Origin of the sequence: Glutamicibacter sp. AOP5-A2-18 (genome assembly GCF_052446055.1) — a bacterium.
Lineage (GTDB): Bacteria > Actinomycetota > Actinomycetes > Actinomycetales > Micrococcaceae > Glutamicibacter.
On sequence record NZ_JBQSVW010000001.1, the window covers coordinates 1664737 to 1683787 of the forward strand.

At 53.7% G+C, this 19051-nt stretch carries 19 protein-coding genes; 13 read left to right on the plus strand and 6 right to left on the minus strand.

Annotated features, from left to right (window positions below; translation table 11 throughout):
- Positions 1-16: 16 nt before the first annotated feature.
- From ACT3RW_RS07830 to ACT3RW_RS07880, 11 genes are all read left to right on the plus strand, one after another.
- The gene (locus ACT3RW_RS07830) at positions 17-202 is read left to right on the plus strand and encodes a ubiquitin-like protein Pup (protein WP_131088185.1); all 186 of its coding nucleotides are present in this window, start codon (positions 17-19) and stop codon (positions 200-202) included.
- 77 nt (positions 203-279) lie between these two features.
- Entirely contained in the window at positions 280-1653 is a 1374-nt protein-coding gene (gene pafA, locus ACT3RW_RS07835; protein WP_444613380.1) for a Pup--protein ligase, read from the plus strand.
- 120 nt (positions 1654-1773) lie between these two features.
- Positions 1774-2709: an FKBP-type peptidyl-prolyl cis-trans isomerase gene (locus ACT3RW_RS07840; protein ID WP_131088187.1), complete on the plus strand. Its 936-nt coding sequence runs from the start codon at positions 1774-1776 to the stop codon at positions 2707-2709.
- A 33-nt stretch (positions 2710-2742) separates the two neighbouring features.
- A complete protein-coding gene (locus ACT3RW_RS07845) occupies positions 2743-3138 on the plus strand; it encodes an FKBP-type peptidyl-prolyl cis-trans isomerase (protein WP_131088188.1) in 396 nt (131 codons plus the stop codon).
- A 93-nt stretch (positions 3139-3231) separates the two neighbouring features.
- The gene (locus ACT3RW_RS07850) at positions 3232-5229 is read left to right on the plus strand and encodes a helix-turn-helix transcriptional regulator (protein WP_444613381.1); all 1998 of its coding nucleotides are present in this window, start codon (positions 3232-3234) and stop codon (positions 5227-5229) included.
- Between the two features lie 3 nt (positions 5230-5232).
- Positions 5233-5592, plus strand: a complete 360-nt coding sequence (locus ACT3RW_RS07855; protein WP_131088190.1) for a hypothetical protein — start codon at positions 5233-5235, stop codon at positions 5590-5592.
- Positions 5593-5624: 32 nt separating this feature from the next.
- Positions 5625-5840, plus strand: a complete 216-nt coding sequence (gene tatA, locus ACT3RW_RS07860; protein ID WP_131088191.1) for a Sec-independent protein translocase subunit TatA — start codon at positions 5625-5627, stop codon at positions 5838-5840.
- 9 nt (positions 5841-5849) lie between these two features.
- Positions 5850-6716 (plus strand): twin-arginine translocase subunit TatC, encoded by an 867-nt coding sequence (gene tatC / locus ACT3RW_RS07865; protein ID WP_131088192.1) that lies wholly within the window; start codon positions 5850-5852, stop codon positions 6714-6716.
- Positions 6717-6745: 29 nt separating this feature from the next.
- A complete protein-coding gene (locus ACT3RW_RS07870; protein ID WP_444613382.1) occupies positions 6746-9529 on the plus strand; it encodes a DEAD/DEAH box helicase in 2784 nt (927 codons plus the stop codon).
- Positions 9530-9592: 63 nt separating this feature from the next.
- Positions 9593-11191 (plus strand): amidohydrolase, encoded by a 1599-nt coding sequence (locus tag ACT3RW_RS07875; protein WP_444613383.1) that lies wholly within the window; start codon positions 9593-9595, stop codon positions 11189-11191.
- 411 nt (positions 11192-11602) lie between these two features.
- Complete coding sequence (locus ACT3RW_RS07880) at positions 11603-12331, plus strand: polyprenol monophosphomannose synthase (protein ID WP_444613384.1); 729 nt, start codon at positions 11603-11605, stop codon at positions 12329-12331.
- A gap of 182 nt (positions 12332-12513) precedes the next feature.
- On the opposite strand, the gene ACT3RW_RS07885 is transcribed toward ACT3RW_RS07880, so the two are convergent.
- From ACT3RW_RS07885 to zapE, 6 genes are all read right to left on the minus strand, one after another.
- On the minus strand, positions 12514-12861 hold the full coding sequence (locus ACT3RW_RS07885; protein WP_131088196.1) for an RNA polymerase-binding protein RbpA: 348 nt from the start codon (positions 12859-12861) through the stop codon (positions 12514-12516).
- 185 nt (positions 12862-13046) lie between these two features.
- Positions 13047-13976 carry an SPFH domain-containing protein gene (locus ACT3RW_RS07890; protein WP_444614628.1) on the minus strand — a complete coding sequence of 310 codons (930 nt, stop codon included), beginning with the start codon at positions 13974-13976 and terminating at the stop codon, positions 13047-13049.
- Between the two features lie 58 nt (positions 13977-14034).
- Positions 14035-14511, minus strand: a complete 477-nt coding sequence (locus ACT3RW_RS07895) for an NfeD family protein (RefSeq protein ID WP_444613385.1) — start codon at positions 14509-14511, stop codon at positions 14035-14037.
- Positions 14512-14614: 103 nt separating this feature from the next.
- Complete coding sequence (locus ACT3RW_RS07900) at positions 14615-15466, minus strand: putative RNA methyltransferase (RefSeq protein ID WP_444613386.1); 852 nt, start codon at positions 15464-15466, stop codon at positions 14615-14617.
- Positions 15466-16107 carry a peptide deformylase gene (gene def / locus ACT3RW_RS07905; protein WP_444613387.1) on the minus strand — a complete coding sequence of 214 codons (642 nt, stop codon included), beginning with the start codon at positions 16105-16107 and terminating at the stop codon, positions 15466-15468. The genes ACT3RW_RS07900 and def overlap by 1 nt, the downstream gene beginning before the upstream one ends.
- Positions 16104-17156, minus strand: a complete 1053-nt coding sequence (gene zapE, locus ACT3RW_RS07910; RefSeq protein ID WP_444613388.1) for a cell division protein ZapE — start codon at positions 17154-17156, stop codon at positions 16104-16106. The genes def and zapE overlap by 4 nt, the downstream gene beginning before the upstream one ends.
- 318 nt (positions 17157-17474) lie before the next feature.
- On the opposite strand from zapE, the gene ACT3RW_RS07915 reads away from it, so the two are divergent.
- Both ACT3RW_RS07915 and ACT3RW_RS07920 read left to right on the plus strand, forming a co-directional pair.
- Positions 17475-17825 (plus strand): ArsR/SmtB family transcription factor, encoded by a 351-nt coding sequence (locus ACT3RW_RS07915; RefSeq protein ID WP_131088201.1) that lies wholly within the window; start codon positions 17475-17477, stop codon positions 17823-17825.
- A gap of 665 nt (positions 17826-18490) precedes the next feature.
- A complete protein-coding gene (locus tag ACT3RW_RS07920; RefSeq protein ID WP_131088202.1) occupies positions 18491-18952 on the plus strand; it encodes a DUF3817 domain-containing protein in 462 nt (153 codons plus the stop codon).
- Positions 18953-19051 lie beyond the last annotated feature (99 nt).

The window sequence follows — 19051 nt, forward strand, 5'->3', positions numbered from 1 at the left end:
ATTTTAGGAGATAGTAATGACTCAGGAAAGCTTCTCAGCTCGCCGTTCAACTCAGAATCAGTCGCAGGAAACTGAACAGATTCAGGTAAATACCAACGCTCAGTCCGCTGGGGTCGATGACCTGCTTGATGAGATTGACTCGGTTCTTGAATCTAACGCCGAAGAATTTGTTCGCGGTTTTGTGCAAAAGGGTGGTCAGTAGAGCCTTAATGCCCATGGGGCATAGCTCATCTGTCATCAACTCCAAGTAACTGTGCAGTCGAGGGGAAGTAACCACGCGTGGATCGCAGAATTTTCGGTCTTGAAACCGAATTCGGACTGACCTATGTCCCATCGGACGGACGTCGGCTGACCCCAGAAGATGCCGCCAGGCACTTATTTAAGCCAGTGGTGAACTGGGGGAGAAGCTCGAACGTTTTTCTCGAAAACGGGTCACGACTGTATCTGGATGTCGGCTCACACCCTGAATATGCCACGGCCGAATGCGATCAGCTCAAGCAGCTAATTGCCCATGACCGTGCCGGCGAAGCGTTCATGCTTGATTTGGTAGATCAGGCCGAGGACCAGCTGCTAGAAGAAGGCCACGAAGGCCGGATCTACATGTTCAAGAACAACGTTGATTCGGCTGGTAATTCTTACGGTTGCCATGAGAACTATCTGATTCCTCGGAAGATCGAGTTTAAGCGCCTAGCCGACATGCTCATTCCGTTCTTGGTTACTAGGCAGTTGCTCTGCGGTGCAGGGCACCTGATCACCGAAGACGATCAGACAAAGTTTGTCTTCTCTCAACGTGCCGATCACATGTGGGAAGGTGTGTCCTCAGCGACCACCCGTTCTCGCCCCATCATTAATACCCGTGACGAGCCACATGCCGATGCTGAGTACCATCGTCGCTTGCACGTCATCGTGGGCGATTCAAGCATGAGTGAGACAACGCAGTTGCTTAAGATTGGTGCCACCGATCTTGTGCTTCGGCTCATTGAATCTGGCGAAATTTATCATGACCTTCGCCTTGAAAATCCGATTCGTTCGATCCGTCAGATTTCCCATGATTTTGACGGAAAAACCGTCGTCAGGCTGATGGGTGGCGACGAGCCGACTGCACTGCAAATTCAGTGGATCCTTTTTGAGTCAGTCAAAGAATTTGTGGCACGCCACGGCGCCCACCATGATCAAGTGGATACAGTTCTTGAGCTCTGGGAGCGGACACTGACCGCCATTGAGACTCAGAATTATTCATTGATCGACAAAGACATTGATTGGGCCATCAAGCACAAACTCTTGATGGGGTACGCTCAGAAGAACTCTCTGGAGCTTTCATCCTCGCGACTAGCTCAGCTGAATCTGACCTATCACGATATTGACCCTGCACGCGGTCTTTTCCACCTGCTTAAACGCCGGGGACTGGCCAATAGTGTGGTTAGTGATGCCGAGATTCGTCAGGCAGTGGAGAACCCACCTGCAACGACACGCGCTGCGATTCGGAGCAAATTCATTCGCGCAGCACGTGCCAACGGACGCCGTTACAGCGCCGACTGGGTTCACATGAAATATGAGGATGAACCCGGGGGAATAGTGCTGTGTAAGGATCCATTTGCGGTCAACGACCCTGAAGTGGATAGGCTTATTGACTTGATGAGTCAGCGAGCGTAACCAGCGGGCGGAAAGACTTTTCACAGCTACCCTACCTAGGGTGGTAGGCAGTGAGTTTGATACTTGCAGAGCGAGTATCTGAGTAAATTTTCATTTTTTGATTTCAACGAAAGTAGATTCGTGCGAAAAGTATTGGCATTGTGCGCAACCGCTTCGGTTCTAGCCTTAGCAGCTTGCGGTTCAGGTTCCTCTTCAGATTTGTCCAAGATTTCGGTCAAGCCAGCAGCCGACGACAAGACGGCACCTGAGGTTTCCTTCGATACTCCATTTGTCACGGACAAGGACGAGGCAGTAAATATCAAGAAGGGCGACGGCGCTGACGTTAACCCTGGCGATACTGTTTCAATCAAGTCGGGCCTGTACAAGGCGATTGACGGGTTGTCCGCTGGCGAAAACTTCACTGGTGCAGCGACCGACATGACGGTTGATGACACGATGAAGGAGCAGATGCCGGAGCTCTACGAGCGTTTGTCAGACTCTAAGGTAGGCGACTGGATCGCTTACTCCACCGTTGAAGGCACTCAGCAGGCTGATGGTTCGGTCGCAGAACCTGCAGAAGGCGCCAAGGCTGAACGCATCATCGTCTTGCATGTTGAAGACAGCACCACTGCCAGCGGCACCATGAGCAAGGATGACGTCGCCAAGCAGAAGAAGGAAGGCAAGCTTCCTACCGTCAAGGTCACCGACGACAAGCCGACCATCACCATTCCTAAGGACACTGAAGCTCCTAAAGATTTGGCAGTAGACGTCCTTGAAGAGGGTAAGGGCGAAGCAGCCACCGCTACCTCTAAGGTCAAGGCCAAGTACTCGGGTGTTACCTGGGCAGACGGTAAGGAATTCGACGGCAACTTCGGCAAGGATTCCACCGAATTCTCACTTGATCAGGTGATCAAGGGCTGGACCGAGGGCATGACTGGTCTGAAGGCCGGTTCTAAGGTTCTGCTGACCATCCCAGCCGATAAGGCTTATGGAAATACCTCGAGCAACGGTTCGCCAACCGGACCACTGGTATTTTACGTAGAATTGGAATCAGTTACTGCTGCTGACAGCAAGTAATCGTCTTAACCACGACTGAGAAAGGCCGTGACTATGTCGTTCGGAGAACGCAACTACGACCGCACCAAGCCGGAAATCGACTTCCCAGGCACCGACGCTCCTGAAGAACTGGTCATCACCGACCTGGTCGAGGGAACCGGCGCTGAAGTTACTCCTGGCACCACCGTTCAGGCACACTATGTTGGTGTTGCCTGGTCCACCGGCGAGGAATTTGATTCCTCATGGAACCGTGGCGAGACCTTGGACTTCCCAGTTGGAGTCGGTATGGTCATCCAGGGTTGGGATCAGGGCCTGCTGGGTATGAAGGTTGGCGGTCGTCGCCGCCTAGATATTCCGTCCAACCTTGCCTACGGTGAGCGTGGCGCCCCAGGTGCCATCGGTCCTAATGAAGCATTGATCTTCGTAGTGGATCTCGTCGGAACCAAGTAATTCGACGACGTTGTTATGGCCCCGATATAACAATCGGGGCCATGGCTGTCTTAAAAGCTCTCAGTAAGGTAGAAAGTTGGTTAGTCTAAGCACGTGAGCACAAAGCAATCCAGCGGACCAAGCAAGGCAGAACGCCTAACCAGCCTGATCTATGCCCTGGCTACCAAGTCCCGGAAGTTCAACGCCGATCTAATCGGCGAGTACCTCGTGCCAGACGGCTCAGCCGATACCCGCGAGAAGGCCTTAGACCGACTCAAAGACGAGATTCGCAATGACTTTGGTCTGCAGCTGAACAAAGAGTCTATCGACGGCGTGCCGTACTACAGCCTAGATACAACTGACTGGTTCTTACCCCCAGTGAAATTCAGCCCTGCAGAGGCCGGCATGATTGCCCTGGCTGCGAGCCTATGGAAAGACACCAAGCTACAGGCTCTGGGTCTGAACGCGGCGGCACGAGTCACCGGACATCTTGAATCGACGCCACCGGTTTCTCCGCTCGCGGGCTCGCTGGTGCCACGCTTGTCCATGGACGAACCAAATTTCAAAGAATGTGCGCTGGCGGTGTTTAACCGCAAGAGCCTGAAGTTCTCTTACGTTTCTTCGCAAGGCACTCAGACCGAACGCAACGTGGATGTTTGGGGGATCGGGCAGCGCTACGGTAACTGGTACTTCACCGGATTTGATCACAGTCGTGAGGACGTCCGTGTTTTCCGCCTGTCACGAGTGCAAGGAAAATTCACAAATTCCCGGCATAGCGGAACGACGAGCGAATATCATCAGCGGCCCGTTGAATTTTCGATGAATCAGGTGCTGCAAGATTTTGATTTGAAGCACCCGGGACATATTGCCACCATCAAGCTGCACAGCGATGAGGCGATCCCACTACGTGCACAGTCGCTGAACGGGAACAGTGATAACCCGCAACTTCAGATTGGCTATTCGGACCCACAATCATTTGCCGCAGAACTTGCCGCTTATGGGCCGGCCGTCCAAGTCCTCTCACCGGCGCACCTAGCGGAGCAGGTTCAGCTGTGCTTGAGCGCGGCTCGGGCCACCCAGGTCGCACAGCAGGGGATTGATAGCTACTCGCAGGCGAAGTTCCGCCCCAACAGGGCAACCGGGCGTGGAACTACCACCACCCAAGTCATGAGAAATATCGACATGATTCAGTATGTCGCGGCCCATGGTGCGGTAGGAATCGAAGAACTGGCAACACGCTACTCCATGAGCGTTGCCAAGATCCGCGAAGAATTGGCCATGATCATGATGTGTGGTGTCCCGAACGGACAGCACGACGAGTTGATCAACGTCAACGACGGGGATTTAGAGTCTGACACAGTCACTATTTCCAATGCGGCGCTGCTGGCTGAGCCACAAAAACTTGCGCCCATGGAAGCAGTTGCCGTGCTTGGCGGTTTGAACGCACTGGCGAGCATCCCAGAGTTTGAGCATCAAGATGTTCTGGCTTCTGCCCTGGGCAAGGTTAATTCGGCGGTGGCCCGTTTTGAGGGGTGGAACGGCGCGTTGGGCTTCGCTCTGTCCAAGGCTCGTGAGAATGACATCCCGCAACAACTGGTTCAGGCCGTCAAGAAGCAAAACGTAGTTCGCATTGATTACTACTCCGCTAGTTCTCGAACTCACCAACTGCGCGACGTGGAACCTGTACGAATGATCGAAGATGGGTCAGTTCAATACCTGCGGGCGTGGTGCCGAACTCGTGAAAGCATGCTAACTTTCCGTGTCGATCGAGTATTAAGCGCAGAAACGCTTGATGAACAGTTCGACGTCACGCCGCGACACGATGATCAACAAGATGTGCAGCTTCACTATCAGTCACAGGCCGAAGATCTAGAGGTAATTCTCTATGTTGATGCTGATATTCTGCCGGTGATTGAGGCGTTCCATCCAGTTTCATGGTCCACCGGTAAGGTCGAGAATGGCTATCTGGCCACCGTCCGGTTCTCAGATCATCAGGTCGCAGAGCCATTGATCGCTCGCCATGGCGGTAAACTGGCTGTGGTCTCTCCTGACGCTACGCGCGAACAAGTTGTGCTGTGGCTGGACGAGGCCATCGGAATGTATGAGGATTGATAGATGCTTCCTTGGTGGTTTTGGGTCCTATTGTGGACTGTCCTAGCTTTGGCGACATTGCTACTTGCTGTGCTCGCAGGCTTCAGGCTGTTCAAACGCGGCATGTCAGTAGTCGACGCCTTAGGCGCAGCTGCAGATCATGTTAGTGCTGGGCTGAGCCAGCCTGGCACGGTCGTTGCGTACACCGAGAACACGCGACGCTATCCTCACGGCACCGACGCCACGCACGGTGATCCAGAGGAGATTCGTGCCCAGCGCAGCATAGGTAAGGTCGAACGGATCGAGGCCCGCCGGGTACGTCGGGTCACCCGTCGTGCAGAACGTGGCCAAGCTCAGAACATGCGCGATCTTCGCCTGTTCTGACGTAGACTTTAGTTTGAGAGAAGGGAAATCACATGGGTGGTTTACAGGGATGGCACTTAGTCGTCATTATCGTTTTGGCACTGCTTCTTTTCGGAGCTCCAAAGCTTCCAGGTTTGGCTCGCTCGATGGGTCAGTCGCTTCGCATCTTCAAGTCTGAGGTGCGCCAGATGAAGGACGACGATCCCAAATCTGAGACTGTTGACGGCACCGTCAACGAACAGAATCCAAACGAAAAGAACAACTCGTAGACTTCCTCAGTGGCAATAGATAAAGACAAGACACCGCGCACTAAGAAAAAGCGGGTCAAGGACGAAGAAGGGCGGATGTCTCTTAAAGAGCATCTGATTGAAGCCCGGAACCGCCTTTTTATATCGCTCATCGCATTGACGCTGGGCACTGTCGCAGGATTCTTCCTTTACGACTGGCTTCTTGAGCTGATTATCGCTCCGGTTGAGGCCGCTGGCGGGTCAGTGAACTTCACGGCCGTGATGTCGCCATTCGACATCATGATCAAGGTTGCGCTGTTCGTCGGAATTCTGATCTCATCGCCGGTCTGGCTCTATCAGCTCTGGGCGTTTATCGTTCCAGGTCTAAAAAAGAACGAGCGACGCCTCAGTTACAGCTTCGTCGCAGTCTCGGTTCCGCTATTTATCGGCGGCGTTGCGATGGCTTATTTTGTGCTGCCATTCGCACTGCACTTCTTCATCAGCCTGGCTCCGGAGAACTCGCTTAACCTGATCAACATCAACGAGTATTTGCCGTTCATTATTCGGCTTCTGCTCGCTTTCGGTTGCGCAATGCTTGTGCCCGTGCTGATGGTTGGACTGAACTTGGTAGGCGTGCTGCCGGCCAAGGTCATTCTGAAGAACTGGCGTATCACTGTCTTCCTGATTGCCTTGGTCGCCGCAATGGCTGCTCCTGGTGGCGACGCGATTACGATGTTCGCTTTGGCCGGTCCGCTCTTCTTGACCTTTGCAGCAGCTACGGTCTTCTGTCACTTCAACGATAAGAAGCGTGCCAAGAAGCAAGCGGCGTTAGACGCTGAAAACGAGCGGATGGCGCAGGGAAATTCCTCGAACATCCAAGAACCTAGTCCTCTCGACGAACCCAACTCACAGCTGTAATTCATCGGCGAGAAAGAGAACGGCCGCAAGTGACTTCACCCGCGGAACGATACGCGATTTCCAAGACACGGCAGGTCGAGCAGGGCACTGCATTACCTGATTTTCGTGCCAGCATCTCTTTCGAATTGGATCCATTCCAAGCCGAATCCTGCCAAAAGGTCACCGAGGGGCACAGCGTTCTTGTTGCTGCGCCAACCGGTGCCGGCAAAACCGTAGTCGGTGAATTTGCCATCTTCCAGGCATTGCGGGAAAACCGTAAAGCCTTTTACACCACCCCGATCAAAGCCCTGAGCAACCAGAAATATTCGGAACTGGTCAATCGTTATGGTGCGCAAAGCGTTGGCCTGCTCACCGGTGATACCTCAATCAATTCTGAAGCTCAGATTGTCGTCATGACCACTGAAGTCTTGCGTAACATGCTTTACGCCGACTCTCAGACACTGGACGGTCTTGGCTACGTCATCATGGACGAAGTCCATTACCTAGCGGATAAATTCCGTGGCGCGGTGTGGGAAGAAGTGATCATTCACCTTCCCTCGAACGTGCAAATCATCTCCCTGTCAGCCACTGTCTCCAACGCCGAAGAATTTGGTGGATGGCTAGATACCGTGCGTGGACAGACCGACATTATCGTTTCGGAGCACCGACCTGTTCCGCTGTTCCAACACGTCATGGTGGGCTCCAACGTAGTTGACCTATTTGCCGAAGACGTTTCCTTCGACAAGGTGGCAGAAGGCGAAGCGAAGGCCAGCGTTAACCCTGAACTGCGCAAATTGGTCCGTACCCACAATTCCGGTGGACGCGTTCAGCGCGGCCGCGGAAAAGGCAGTCGAGGACCGCAGCGTGGTTCTGGCTTCGGCCAACGAGTCAACCGTCCCTCGGTTATTGGCAAACTAGACCGTGCATCATTGCTTCCAGCGATCTTCTTCATTTTCTCTCGCAAGGGCTGCGATATGGCTGTGCAACAGTGCGCCATGGCCGACCTTCGCCTGACGACTAATGAAGAAGCAGCAGAAATTGCGCAGGCGCTCGAAGAAGTCTCGTATCGGATTCCGAGCGAGGACCTCGACGTTCTCGAATTTTGGGCTTGGCGAGATGGTCTGGTTCGAGGCTTCGCTTCACACCACGCCGGACTACTGCCGATCTTCAAAGAGATCGTGGAAGACCTCTTTGCACGAAACCTCATCAAGGTTGTATTCGCTACCGAAACCTTGGCGCTAGGCGTGAACATGCCAGCCCGTTCAGTGGTGTTGGAAAAGCTAGTCAAGTTCAACGGTGAATCCCACGTACAAATTTCTTCCGGCGAATACACCCAGCTCACCGGGCGTGCAGGACGTCGCGGTATCGACGTAGAAGGCCACTCCATCGTTGTATGGAATCCGGAGCTTGAACCAGAATCCCTCGCAGGTCTGGCCTCAAAGCGTACTTATCCACTGAATTCTTCGTTCCGCCCGACCTACAACATGTCCACCAACCTGCTGGCGCAGTTTGGACGCGAACAAACACGACAAATCTTGGAATCGTCCTTTGCACAGTACCAAGCCGACCGTTCGGTGGTTGGCATGGCACGACAGGTCCGCTCCAAGGAAGAGTCTCTGGCCGGCTACGCCAAGTCCATGGAATGCCATTTGGGCGACTTCACGGAATATCTGAAGTTACAGCGCAATTTAGCCACCATGGAAAAGAACGCCGCAAAGAGCAGGCGCACCGAGCGACGCTCAGCTGCCGAACGCTCCTTGCAGGCAGTAATGCGCGGTGATGTGGTAGATCTGCCAGGTGGCCGTCGATTCGGCCGAGCCGTGGTGATCGAACTTGATACCGCCATGTACAACCCGCGCCACACCGTTCTCACCGAAGAAGGTCAGCTTCGACGTTTGTCCGTTGATGACCTGACCGGTCCGGTAGAGATCATTTCTCGGATTCGCATCCCTAAAGGTTTCAGCGGACGTACGCCCAAGGAGCGTCGCGATCTAACGGCCTCCCTGCACAATGCTGTCTATGAGGAACGTCCACCGCGTCTGGATGCGCAGGGGTTCAATTACGAAGGTGCGGACTCAACCGAGCGCGAAATCAATGAGCTGCGTCTACAGCTCAAAGATCATCCTTGCCATTCGTGCTCCGAGAAAGACCAGCACATGCGTTGGGCTGACCGGTATTGGAAGCTGAAAAAGGATACTGAGAAAGCCCGTCGAGCGATCCGCGGGCGGACCAATACCATTGCTACGGAATTCGACAAGGTCTGCAAGGTTCTGGAGCAGTTCGAATACCTTACTCCTGATGAAGATGATGAAGGTTTCACGCTGACTGATTCCGGCCGGCGTTTGCGAAGGATCTACGGCGATCGAGACTTGCTGACCAGCCAGATCCTAGAAACCGGCAAGCTCACCAAGCTCAACTCTGACGAATTGTGCGCCGTGGTAGCCAGCTTGGTCTATCAGGCACGTCGTGACGGGGACCGTGCAGATCCAAAGATGCCTACCGACAAGATCGCGGACATCTGGAATAGCACGATCAAGATTTGGGGCGAGCTCTCTGACGCAGAGGAAACATTAAGCCTTGATCCAACTGCGCCACCTGAGTCGGGCTTGATCTGGCCAATGTACAAGTGGGCCAGAGGAGCAAGCTTGAACAGCGCATTGCGTGGCACAGATATGGCGCCCGGGGACTTTGTACGCTGGGCAAAACAGGTCATCGACACCCTGGATCAGTTTGCCAAGAACCCTGAGTTGCCTCCGATGCTTGTGCGCAATGCCTATAAGGCTGTCGACCAGGTCAAGCGCGGAGTTGTGGCCTACTCAAATGTCTTGGCCTAACACCTACACGGTTTAGGTGAATCAAAACTAACTAATCGGTGCACGAGAAAAGGGAGCACACTGATGGCAAAAACACTGTACCGAAACGGGGCAGTTTATTCAGCCGCGGATCCGTTTGCGACCGCCATTGTTGTAGATGGCGATACTATTTCATGGCTTGGCGGTGAGGACGCAGCAGACCGCCACGCCGAGAATGTCGATGAGGTCATCGATCTGCGAGGCGCATTGGTGACTCCGGCATTCGTTGAGTCCCACACCCACCTGGCCGCCTTAGGACGCACTCTTTCGGGTGCTGACTTAAGTTCAGCAACTTCGGCAAGCTCTTTGCTGTCCTTGGTTGCCGTTCAGGGTCAGAAATCCAGCAAGGTAGTTCTTGCGCAGGGTTGGGACAATTCCGATTGGGAAGACCAAACTCTGCCAGAGGCTAACGACCTCACCAGCGCCGCCGACGGTCGTGCCTACTATCTTTCGCGCCGTGATGTTCACAGTGCCTTGGTCAACCGGGAACTGCTTGATTTCCTTGGGCTGGGTCACCTGAAGCCTGGCGTGGTAGCCGGAGCTGATCACGACGACGTACGTTTGGCGATTGCCAAGGCACAAAAAGCGGATCATGAATTCCAGCGTTTGGCACTGGCACACTATGCATCGCGTGGTTTTGCCACCGTCGTGGAGATGGCTGCCCCGCACCTTGAGGGTCGCGCTGCCCTAGATCAGCTACTGGCCGATAACCAGCCAAAGCTTCCGCAGGTTTATGGCTTCTGGGGCGAAGCTGTTAGTGACGCAGACACCGCAGACGAGCTCTTCAGCTCGTTCCCTAAGGGACGTTTGCTAGGTATTGGTGGGGACCTGAAAGTTGATGGCTCACTAGGTAGCCACACCGCCTACCTGCGCGAAGACTACAGCGACAAGGCCGGGGAACGCGGCACGCTGTACCTAAACAAGGAAGAAATCGCCGCTCACGTTGTGGCTTGTAGCAGCCGAGGTATCCAGGCTTCCTTCCACGTTATTGGTGATGGTGCACTGGATGAGGTGCTGGACGGATTTGATCTGGCCGCACAAGAAATCGGTGTTCCTAAACTCCAGATGGCCCGGCACCGCCTGGAGCACGTCGAAATGGTTGATGATGTTACGCGTCAGCGACTGCTGCAGTATGCGATCACCGTGTCCATGCAGCCAGTTTTCGATCACGCTTGGGGTGGTTCGAACGGCATGTACGCTCAGAGGCTGGGGCAGCGCGCCGAGTCCATGAATAACCTCTCGGCAATGCTTTCTGCCGGCGTTCCCATGGTCCTTGGCTCTGATGCACCAGTCACCGAGGTTGACGGTTGGCAGGTGGTGCGCGCGGCCATGAATATGTCTAACACCCAGGGACGGGTTTCGGCTCGTGCAGCATTCCTTGCCCAGACTCGATCCACGTATCGTGCGATGGGGGAGATGAACCCGTTGGCCGGACAACTAGCCATTGGCGCGCAAGCAACCTTCGCCGTGTGGACCGCATCAGAACTGGCCGTGCAGACCCCGGACGTTCGCATTAGTTCGTGGAGCACAGATGCCCGCGCTGGTACGCCTATGCTGCCGGTAGTGGACGAGGAAATCCCTGAGTGCCTGCGTACGGTGCGTGCCGGCGTGACGATTTTTGACAACCTCGAAACTCAAAATTAGCTTAAAGTAAAACTTTGACTTCAGCCTTAACATTTTTAGGAAACCTACGTTGACTTGAGTCGTCTAGATAAAGACTGAAGTCATTAGACGGTTGACAGTGTGGGTGGGGTAACCACTAGGCTGAACTAAGCGCCTCTTCGTGATGCACAAGCATTGCGTTCGGTACGACGCAAGTTGAACAACGATCCTCAGTGACCTTAGATAACATTTTGCGTGCCTATGGCGCGCGAGATAGGGCCGAAGTCACTGAGGATCGCTGTTTAATCCAGTGTCTACGGCGGCTTCACGAGCAATTGATGACTATACTTTGAGTTTGGACTATCTCTATCCGTAGCAATATCTGACAATGTTTTGTCTCAACTGCCGGGCAGGGAGAACATTCTTGTTGCATACCCAGAAAGGTGCCGCCGAGTGCGCGTCATTACCATCATCCCGACCTATAACGAGCTGGAGTCGCTCCCGCTAACAGTAGGACGGTTGCGGTCCGCCGTTCCGGATTCGGATGTATTGATCGTCGACGACAATTCACCTGATGGCACCGGTGAACTAGCTGACAAGATGTCAGCTGATGACGCAAACATCCATGTGCTGCACCGTACGGGCAAGGACGGTTTGGGCGCTGCCTACATCGCTGGTTTCGAATGGGCCTTGGCTCGCGACTACGACGTTTTTGTCGAGATGGATGCTGACGGCTCGCACATGCCTGAGCAACTTCCGCGCCTGCTCGAAGCAAGCGCCGCTGGCGCAGACCTGGTGATCGGTTCGCGTTGGGTCAAGGGTGGAGAGGTTGTGAACTGGCCACTGCTGCGTAAGATCATTTCCCGTGGTGGTAGCTTCTACTCCCGCACCATGCTTGGTTTGCCACTGCGTGACATTACCGCAGGCTACCGAGCATTCAAGCGTGAGACGCTTGAAGCCATTGACTTTGACGCCGTCGAATCACGTGGCTACGGCTTCCAGGTTGATATGACTTTCCGCGTAGCCATGCTGCGCAAGAGAATCGTTGAGGTTCCAGTAACCTTCGTTGAGCGTGAACTTGGCGCTTCGAAGATGAGCGGCAACATTGTTTTTGAAGCAATGTGGAACGTGACTCGCTGGGGCATGGGTGCACGCTGGAAGAAGCTCACCTCAAAGAAGTAAATTTGTAGAAGTTGGTGCGCGCCCGGGTAACGGGTGCGCGCCATTTTCTTTTAATCACAGCGCATTGTGAATGCTAGAAACACCTGAGGGGCCGGTGCTGCAACTATTAGTTGCGGCACCGGCCCCTCAAACGATTCTGAAACGGACGCTGCACTCGACGGTGTCCGTTGCTGGGGGAGAAGTTAGGCTGATTCCCCGCGAGCAGCGCGAAGCTGCGTCAGGCGGTCTGCCAGAGTCTTTTCCAGCTCTTCTTCACTGCGACGCTCGAGGAGCATGTCCCAGTGGGTACGAACTGGCTTTTCGTTGCTAGCTTCTTCTGCCCTAGCTTCGCCGTGGACAAGCTTGGCTTCCTTGCCCGTTTTGGTGTGCCAAACGGCTGGAATTTCAGCTTCTGCTGCAAAGACAACGAAGACGGTCTCGCCGTCCTCGGTACGGTATTCCACGCGCTGACGGGCAGCCGGCTCCACACCTGCCTCAGATTCCATGCTCTGTGCACCCAGGCGCATGCCTCGTAGGCTGCGATCGCTCATGTTTTTTCCTCCGCGATGTTTAAAGAATTCGCTACACGTACCAACGTTTGATATCCGGAAATAATTCCAGCCGACAAGCAGCTGACTTTCACTAAGTACCAAAACATCCATTATACGCGTCTGCGGCGAGGCGCAAAGCATGCACCTCGCCGCAGAGCGCGATCTAGTTATTTAAGCTGTTACTACTACACGTCAGTGCGTGGGGCAGCTGGGGAAGTCGGAGCTGAAGCAGCACCGTTTCCACCTAAAGCTCCGCCGATGCCCTTCAAAGCCTCGGTGAGCTCACTTGGGATAACCCACAAGGTGTTTGAGGTACCTTCGGCAAGCTTGGGCAGGGTCTGCAGGTACTGGTAAGCCAGCAACTCTTGATCCGGACGGCCCGCGTGGATTGCGTCGAAGACCTTCTGAATAGCCTGAGCTTCACCATCAGCACGAAGGATGGAGGACTGCGCGTCACCTTCGGCTCGGAGGATCTCAGCCTGACGCTGACCTTCGGCGGTAAGGATCGAGGACTGCTTGGTACCTTCAGCGGTCAAAATCGCAGCACGGCGGTCACGCTCTGCACGCATCTGCTTTTCCATGGAGTCCTGGATCGACAGGGGAGGATCGATAGCCTTCAGCTCAACGCGGGAAACACGGATGCCCCACTTGCCGGTAGCTTCATCCAACACGCCGCGAAGCTGACCATTGATCTGGTCTCGGCTGGTTAGGGCCTGTTCCAAGTTCAAGCCGCCGACCACGTTACGCAACGTGGTGGTCGTGAGCTGCTCGACAGCCTGGATGTAGTTGGCGATTTCGTACGTAGCTGCACGTGCCTCGGTGATCTGGAAGTAGACCACGGTATCAATGGAGACAACCAGGTTATCTTCGGTGATCACCGGCTGTGGTGGGAACGAAACAACCTGCTCGCGCAGGTCCAGCAGGGGCAAGAGGCGATCCACAAATGGGATCAAAATCGTCAAGCCGGGGTTCAAAGTGCGGTTGTACTTGCCGAGACGTTCCACAATGCCAGCTCGTGCCTGAGGCACGATTCGTACGCTGCGCAATAGAACGACAATCACGAAGATTGCCAAAACGACAAGCACAACAGACAAGCCAAAACCATTGTTATTCATGGTCATACTCACTTTCATTGTGCTGGGTGATGAGTGGTAAATAGCAGTTGAGCTAGCTCTAGACGTCCGCTTGATCAGCGGGCTTCGACGTCAGGAAGGCGGTTGCTCCGTCAATGCGGGAAACTACGGCATAGGTACCAGGCGACATTGTCGGCACACTTGGTTCTGCCCGTGCCGTCCAGGTTTCACCTTGAATTTTTGCCGAACCTGACAGGCGCGAAGTTGGTTCAAGGATGAGAGCGTCCGCACCGATAAGTCGTTCGATGTTGGTTCGATAACCGACAGGTGACTTTTTCAGATGTTTCATCGCGATGGGGCGAACGAGCAAAATCATGAGGAGAGAAACAAGGCAGAAAACAACTACCTGTAACCACATGGGGCCACTAAGCAGTGCAACAGTGACACCGCCGAGGGCTCCGACGCCAAGCATGATGAAGTAGAGATCTAGAGAGAGCATCTCGATGATGGCCAGCAGCAAGAACAGCGCGAGCCAAATGACCCACGCGTTACTTATGATCCATTCCGCTGTAGTCATGAAATCCACCTAATTTCTCATAAGACAAGGACCAGAAGCTTTGGCCTTTCTTATATTCTGCCGTACACGCTCCCATAAATGAGTAGTCATTTTGGGGTATCTTCTAGGCGCTCGGAGCGAAAATGTGTACTCCAAAGGATGCGGTGACTTCTTGAGTGCCCAACGCTTCAGCTTTGTCTCGCAACGTATCGGGGGACAGATGGTGGCCTGCCGGTCCCATGAAGGCCAGGTTGAATAGGTCTGAAGAATCCAAGCTCATCGTGTAGCTCAGATTTTCGGATGCGATATGGCGCAACTGTTCGGAGCCGAACTTTTCAGTCAGGGATTCTTGCTTTCCCTCGGCAACAGAAAGCATGCCTAGCGGCTCAATGACTTCTTGGAGATGTCCAGGCTCTCCGGTAACTACTAGGCACAATCCATTGGCCCGTAATACCCGGCGGAACTCAGCAGGATTGTGCGGGGCGAAGCAATTAAGCACGACGTCGCGTGATGCGTCGGCCGTTGGGAGCTTACGCCAAACGTCCCAAACCATCGCCAAAGTAGCAGGCACCTTCGTCGCGCGACGCATCGCGTATCGCGAGATATCCAGGGCAAGAGCATCCTGATGAGTGCTTGGCGAGGCTTTGAGGATTTCAGCTAAGTAGTAGCCGGTTCCGGCACCGGCATCGAGGATTTCCAGTACGTCGCTGTGATGATGCTCGTTGATCAGCGCTGCTAGTCGTTGCGCTAGCGGAGCATAGTGTCCCTTGGACTGGAAGGCATCGCGTGCCTGAACCATTGGGGAAGTGTCTTCAAGGAAGTTCGTCCCCTTCCCGGTAAGGAAGTTGAAATACCCTTGCTTGGCCGCATCAAATCGATGACCGTTTGAACAGATCAACGTCTTACGCTGTTCGTCACTGAAGACCAGCTCTAGCTCGCAGACAGGACAGGTTGCGGTGGTTGAGGCGTTGGTCATTAGAAATTTAGTACCCGTCGGGCAGTAGCGACATCTAGATCATCATGGTGCCAAAGCTCGCTCTCATTGATGAGCGAACGAGTTTCGACTTTGTCTACATAGACCGTGCCAAAGAGGTGGTCAGTTTCGTGCTGAACGATACGTGCCTGCCATCCGCTAAAGGATCTCGACTGTTCTTGCCCCTCACGATCTTCGAAGGTGGCAGTGATGTCTGCTGGCCTGGTTACGACTCCCTGGAATCCGTCGAAGGATAGGCAGCCTTCAAAGAATTCAGCTTGGCGGTCAGAGGTAGCTACGTAGCTCGGGTTGAAGATTTCAAAGTACTCCAACGGTTCCCGCTCACGTTCTAGCGCGCTGGATTCTGGAATTGGATAAAGATCTTCCAACACAGCAATCTGCAGAGGGATTCCAACCTGTGGCGTGGCTAGCCCTACGCCAGGCGCGTCATACATTGTCTGGCGCATCGCCTCGAGAAGTTCTTCAAGCATTTGCGTTGGAAGTTGACCGTTGTAGGCGGTAGCGCGTTGTCGAAGAACTGGATGTCCCAGCTGAACAATCGGCAGTACGCCGTTTTCATCCGCTGCCTCAAGTACTTCGCTAACGAGGTCTTGGATTTCCTGAGCTGTGTAGTCGGTGTTCATCGAGAAGCGCTTGTCCGTTCGTGTTCGCTGCGTTTGAGTTGGGCTAGACGGGAAGTCAGTCGGGCCTTTTCGGTGTCGTGAAGCATGTGGCCAAGCCTGGATAAATCATCTTCAGCGTACAGATGTACTTCGACATCCTTGTCGTAGAAGACGTCTATGAGGTTAGCGAGCCTGCGTTCCTCATCCATTGCCATAGTGTCACTCGATGGAATCTCACTGATGTGCCAATGTGAGTATCTATTGGCGAGTTCTAGATAGTCAGCGGTGTTTCGACGGGTGCGGCACATTTGATCAAAACTGATCCATATCGTGTCGTCCTCGACTCCAGTGGCTTGGATACGGTCATAACCAATCTCAACCCATGTGGCCTGTTCAGAGGCAAGAATTTCCTGGGGGAGTAAGGTCAGTGAGCCGGCTCGGAATCCGGTGCGCTCACCTGAGTGGCCGTTGTCCACGAGCCTATAGTCCAATGAATTATCGAGTTCAAAGACCTCGAAGTTCAAGCGGATGTTCTCGATTATTGGTTTAACTAGATGGTGGAAGGTGTCATCATCCAACAACTTCTCGGGTTCGTAGTTTGAGGTGGTGACCAGTCGGATGCCGTGCTCACGGCAATACTTGACGAGTTTGCCCATGAGCATGGCGTCCCCTGGTTCGGTGCAGTGAAATTCGTCAAAAACGAGCAACTCGACGCCAGCTAATTCTCGCTCGAGTCCTTGGGAGAAGATGGCTCCCATCGGCTGACCCGGGACTCGATTGACCGGGGAATTCAGTTTCTGAAAGAACTCATGGAAGTGAAATCGCTTGGTGGTTCTGGACGATTGAAGCGCGACAAATGTGTTGGTGATTAGTGTCTTGCCGCGGCCTGGTGGCCCGTAGATATATACGCCCTGTCGATCATTGCTGGTATCAGCGTGAATGAATCGTCCCAAGATTCCAACGAGTTCGCGTTGCGCTTGGTCAAGGTCAATTCCTTGAGCGTTGAGGGCATGGAGGATACGGGTGACGCCGAGTTCGGTCACGGGAACATCTGGCAACGAATCGGGCATAGCTAAATTTTGCCACCCTCGCGCTTAGCATCCAATTTCGCAGGTTCGCACGGTGGCGATCCAATCGGTGAAAAGCGCGTGACCAAGTCAGTGGGTCTGTAAAATCTCTAGTCAACTTACCTTTATGTTATGTCATACGGGTTGATTTATGCAGGGGAGTGCTGGCGAGTTTAGTGGGGTGAGCGGAGACTCTAGGCGAATTTCGGCAAGACCTATCGCTTTATCGGCGCGCGTGACCATAATGGACGGACTCGAAAGGACTACCACCTACGGCTCAACGGTGATGATCCTAAGGAATGAATCTAAGGGGCGAGATCGATGACCAGTGACTTTGGCGTCCTGGAGACACAAGAAGGAATGATCCCGAGGGATCTATTGGAAATGAGTGTTCTCGTGCTCAAGACCATGGCTGATCCGTTGCGGCTTCAAATGCTGTGGGTGTTGTGTCGAGGTGACATGTCGTTGCCAGAACTGGCTCAGCAAATTGGTGTGAGTCCAACGGTCGCAGGTCAGTTCTTGACGAAGCTTCGTGCTGCTGACGTTCTGCAAACGTCAAAGGTTGGTCGACACACAATCTATTCAATGCATGACGAACGAACCCGCCAGTTCATTTATCAGACCGTGGACTTTGCTGGACATCGGCTCGCACTACAGGATTCCGAAGCGTAAAAACTTGTTGCTCACGAAGCGTCGTATCCATGTATCTGGGCGGGTGATCACGTACTTCTGCGCAGGTTATCAATAAGCCGATAATCTACATTATGTAAAGTAGTGGAAAACTGGCTGTTCCCCATTGAGGGTCATCTAGGCGTTCAAACGTTGATAAAGCATCTAAACACCGATCACTCAATACCTTCCTCGCGACTGCCTGACGTGTTGGTGAACCTAGATACGCACATGTCCAACGAACGCAGGTCTTGCTGCGCTTGATTCGTGCGGCAGCTCATCGGTTACGACAGTGGTGTGTGCCCGCCAGTAAACGAAACGCTGAACCAGCGACTGAAACCCTAGATCCTTGCCAGTTCACAATCTGGGAGTCGAACGCTCGACAACACCGATCCGGCGACGTATGGGTATGTGTTCGCGGGTCCACGTTAATTGCACTTGCAATGACGTGCACGAGATTGAGAATCTGAGAACTCATAACCAAGACAGTCCGGAACTTACCTTAGCCTCGAGGTGTTGGTTGCTAGGCAGCTATGTGACGGGATCTCTCACAGTCGTTTGATTCAAAAAATTTGTCTCATTCAAAGGCGAGGAGTTCACGCGATAAGGTTGTTGAGAACTCAAACTCGAGTAGTACTCCCCTATCTTTCAAGGACTGACGCCAGACCATGTCACCTAGCGCTCTATACAGAACTGTCGCGCGTGCAGAAGCGATCACTTGGACTCTGTTAATTCTGGCCATGATTCTCAAATACGGAATCAAAGTCGGTGATTGGCCGGTATCAATTGCCGGGTTCATTCATGGATTTGTCTTCCTCTCCTACATCGCCACTGCAGTTCTTGTTGGTATGAACCAACGTTGGAGGAAGCGCCTTATTCTTGGCGCCGCCGCAACGTCCATCGTTCCGTTCCTAACTATCCCCTTCGACAAATGGCTTGAACGCAACGGTAAATTGGACGGTCAGTGGCGCACTACCGCCACGGATCACCCGGGCGATAAGTCCTGGATGGACTCGCTCATGAGGTGGTTAGTGGCCCGTCCAGTTCTCACCGCCGTCATCTTGTTCGTAGTCATCGTTGGGGTGTTTTCCTCCATGCTGGTCATGGGGCCTCCTGGCGGACGCAGCTAATCATCAGTTGACACTATGGCGCACAATTTATGAAATGTGCCCTCATTGCCTCTAGATAAACAGGAAGTGACCTGTCTGAACGCCGTTATGACGTTCAGG

Excerpts from the sequence above, each read along its gene's own strand:
- ACT3RW_RS07830 (WP_131088185.1), top strand. The coding sequence starts at position 17 with ATGACTCAGGAAAGCTTCTCAGCTCGCCGTTCAACTCAGAATCAGTCG.
- ACT3RW_RS07845 (WP_131088188.1), top strand. The coding sequence starts at position 2,743 with ATGTCGTTCGGAGAACGCAACTACGACCGCACCAAGCCGGAAATCGAC.
- ACT3RW_RS07855 (WP_131088190.1), top strand. The coding sequence starts at position 5,233 with ATGCTTCCTTGGTGGTTTTGGGTCCTATTGTGGACTGTCCTAGCTTTG.
- tatA (WP_131088191.1), top strand. The coding sequence starts at position 5,625 with ATGGGTGGTTTACAGGGATGGCACTTAGTCGTCATTATCGTTTTGGCA.
- ACT3RW_RS07875 (WP_444613383.1), top strand. The coding sequence starts at position 9,593 with ATGGCAAAAACACTGTACCGAAACGGGGCAGTTTATTCAGCCGCGGAT.
- ACT3RW_RS07885 (WP_131088196.1), bottom strand. The coding sequence starts at position 12,861 with ATGAGCGATCGCAGCCTACGAGGCATGCGCCTGGGTGCACAGAGCATG.
- ACT3RW_RS07890 (WP_444614628.1), bottom strand. The coding sequence starts at position 13,976 with ATGAATAACAATGGTTTTGGCTTGTCTGTTGTGCTTGTCGTTTTGGCA.
- ACT3RW_RS07895 (WP_444613385.1), bottom strand. The coding sequence starts at position 14,511 with ATGACTACAGCGGAATGGATCATAAGTAACGCGTGGGTCATTTGGCTC.
- ACT3RW_RS07900 (WP_444613386.1), bottom strand. The coding sequence starts at position 15,466 with ATGACCAACGCCTCAACCACCGCAACCTGTCCTGTCTGCGAGCTAGAG.
- def (WP_444613387.1), bottom strand. The coding sequence starts at position 16,107 with ATGAACACCGACTACACAGCTCAGGAAATCCAAGACCTCGTTAGCGAA.
- zapE (WP_444613388.1), bottom strand. The coding sequence starts at position 17,156 with ATGCCCGATTCGTTGCCAGATGTTCCCGTGACCGAACTCGGCGTCACC.
- ACT3RW_RS07915 (WP_131088201.1), top strand. The coding sequence starts at position 17,475 with ATGACCAGTGACTTTGGCGTCCTGGAGACACAAGAAGGAATGATCCCG.
- ACT3RW_RS07920 (WP_131088202.1), top strand. The coding sequence starts at position 18,491 with ATGTCACCTAGCGCTCTATACAGAACTGTCGCGCGTGCAGAAGCGATC.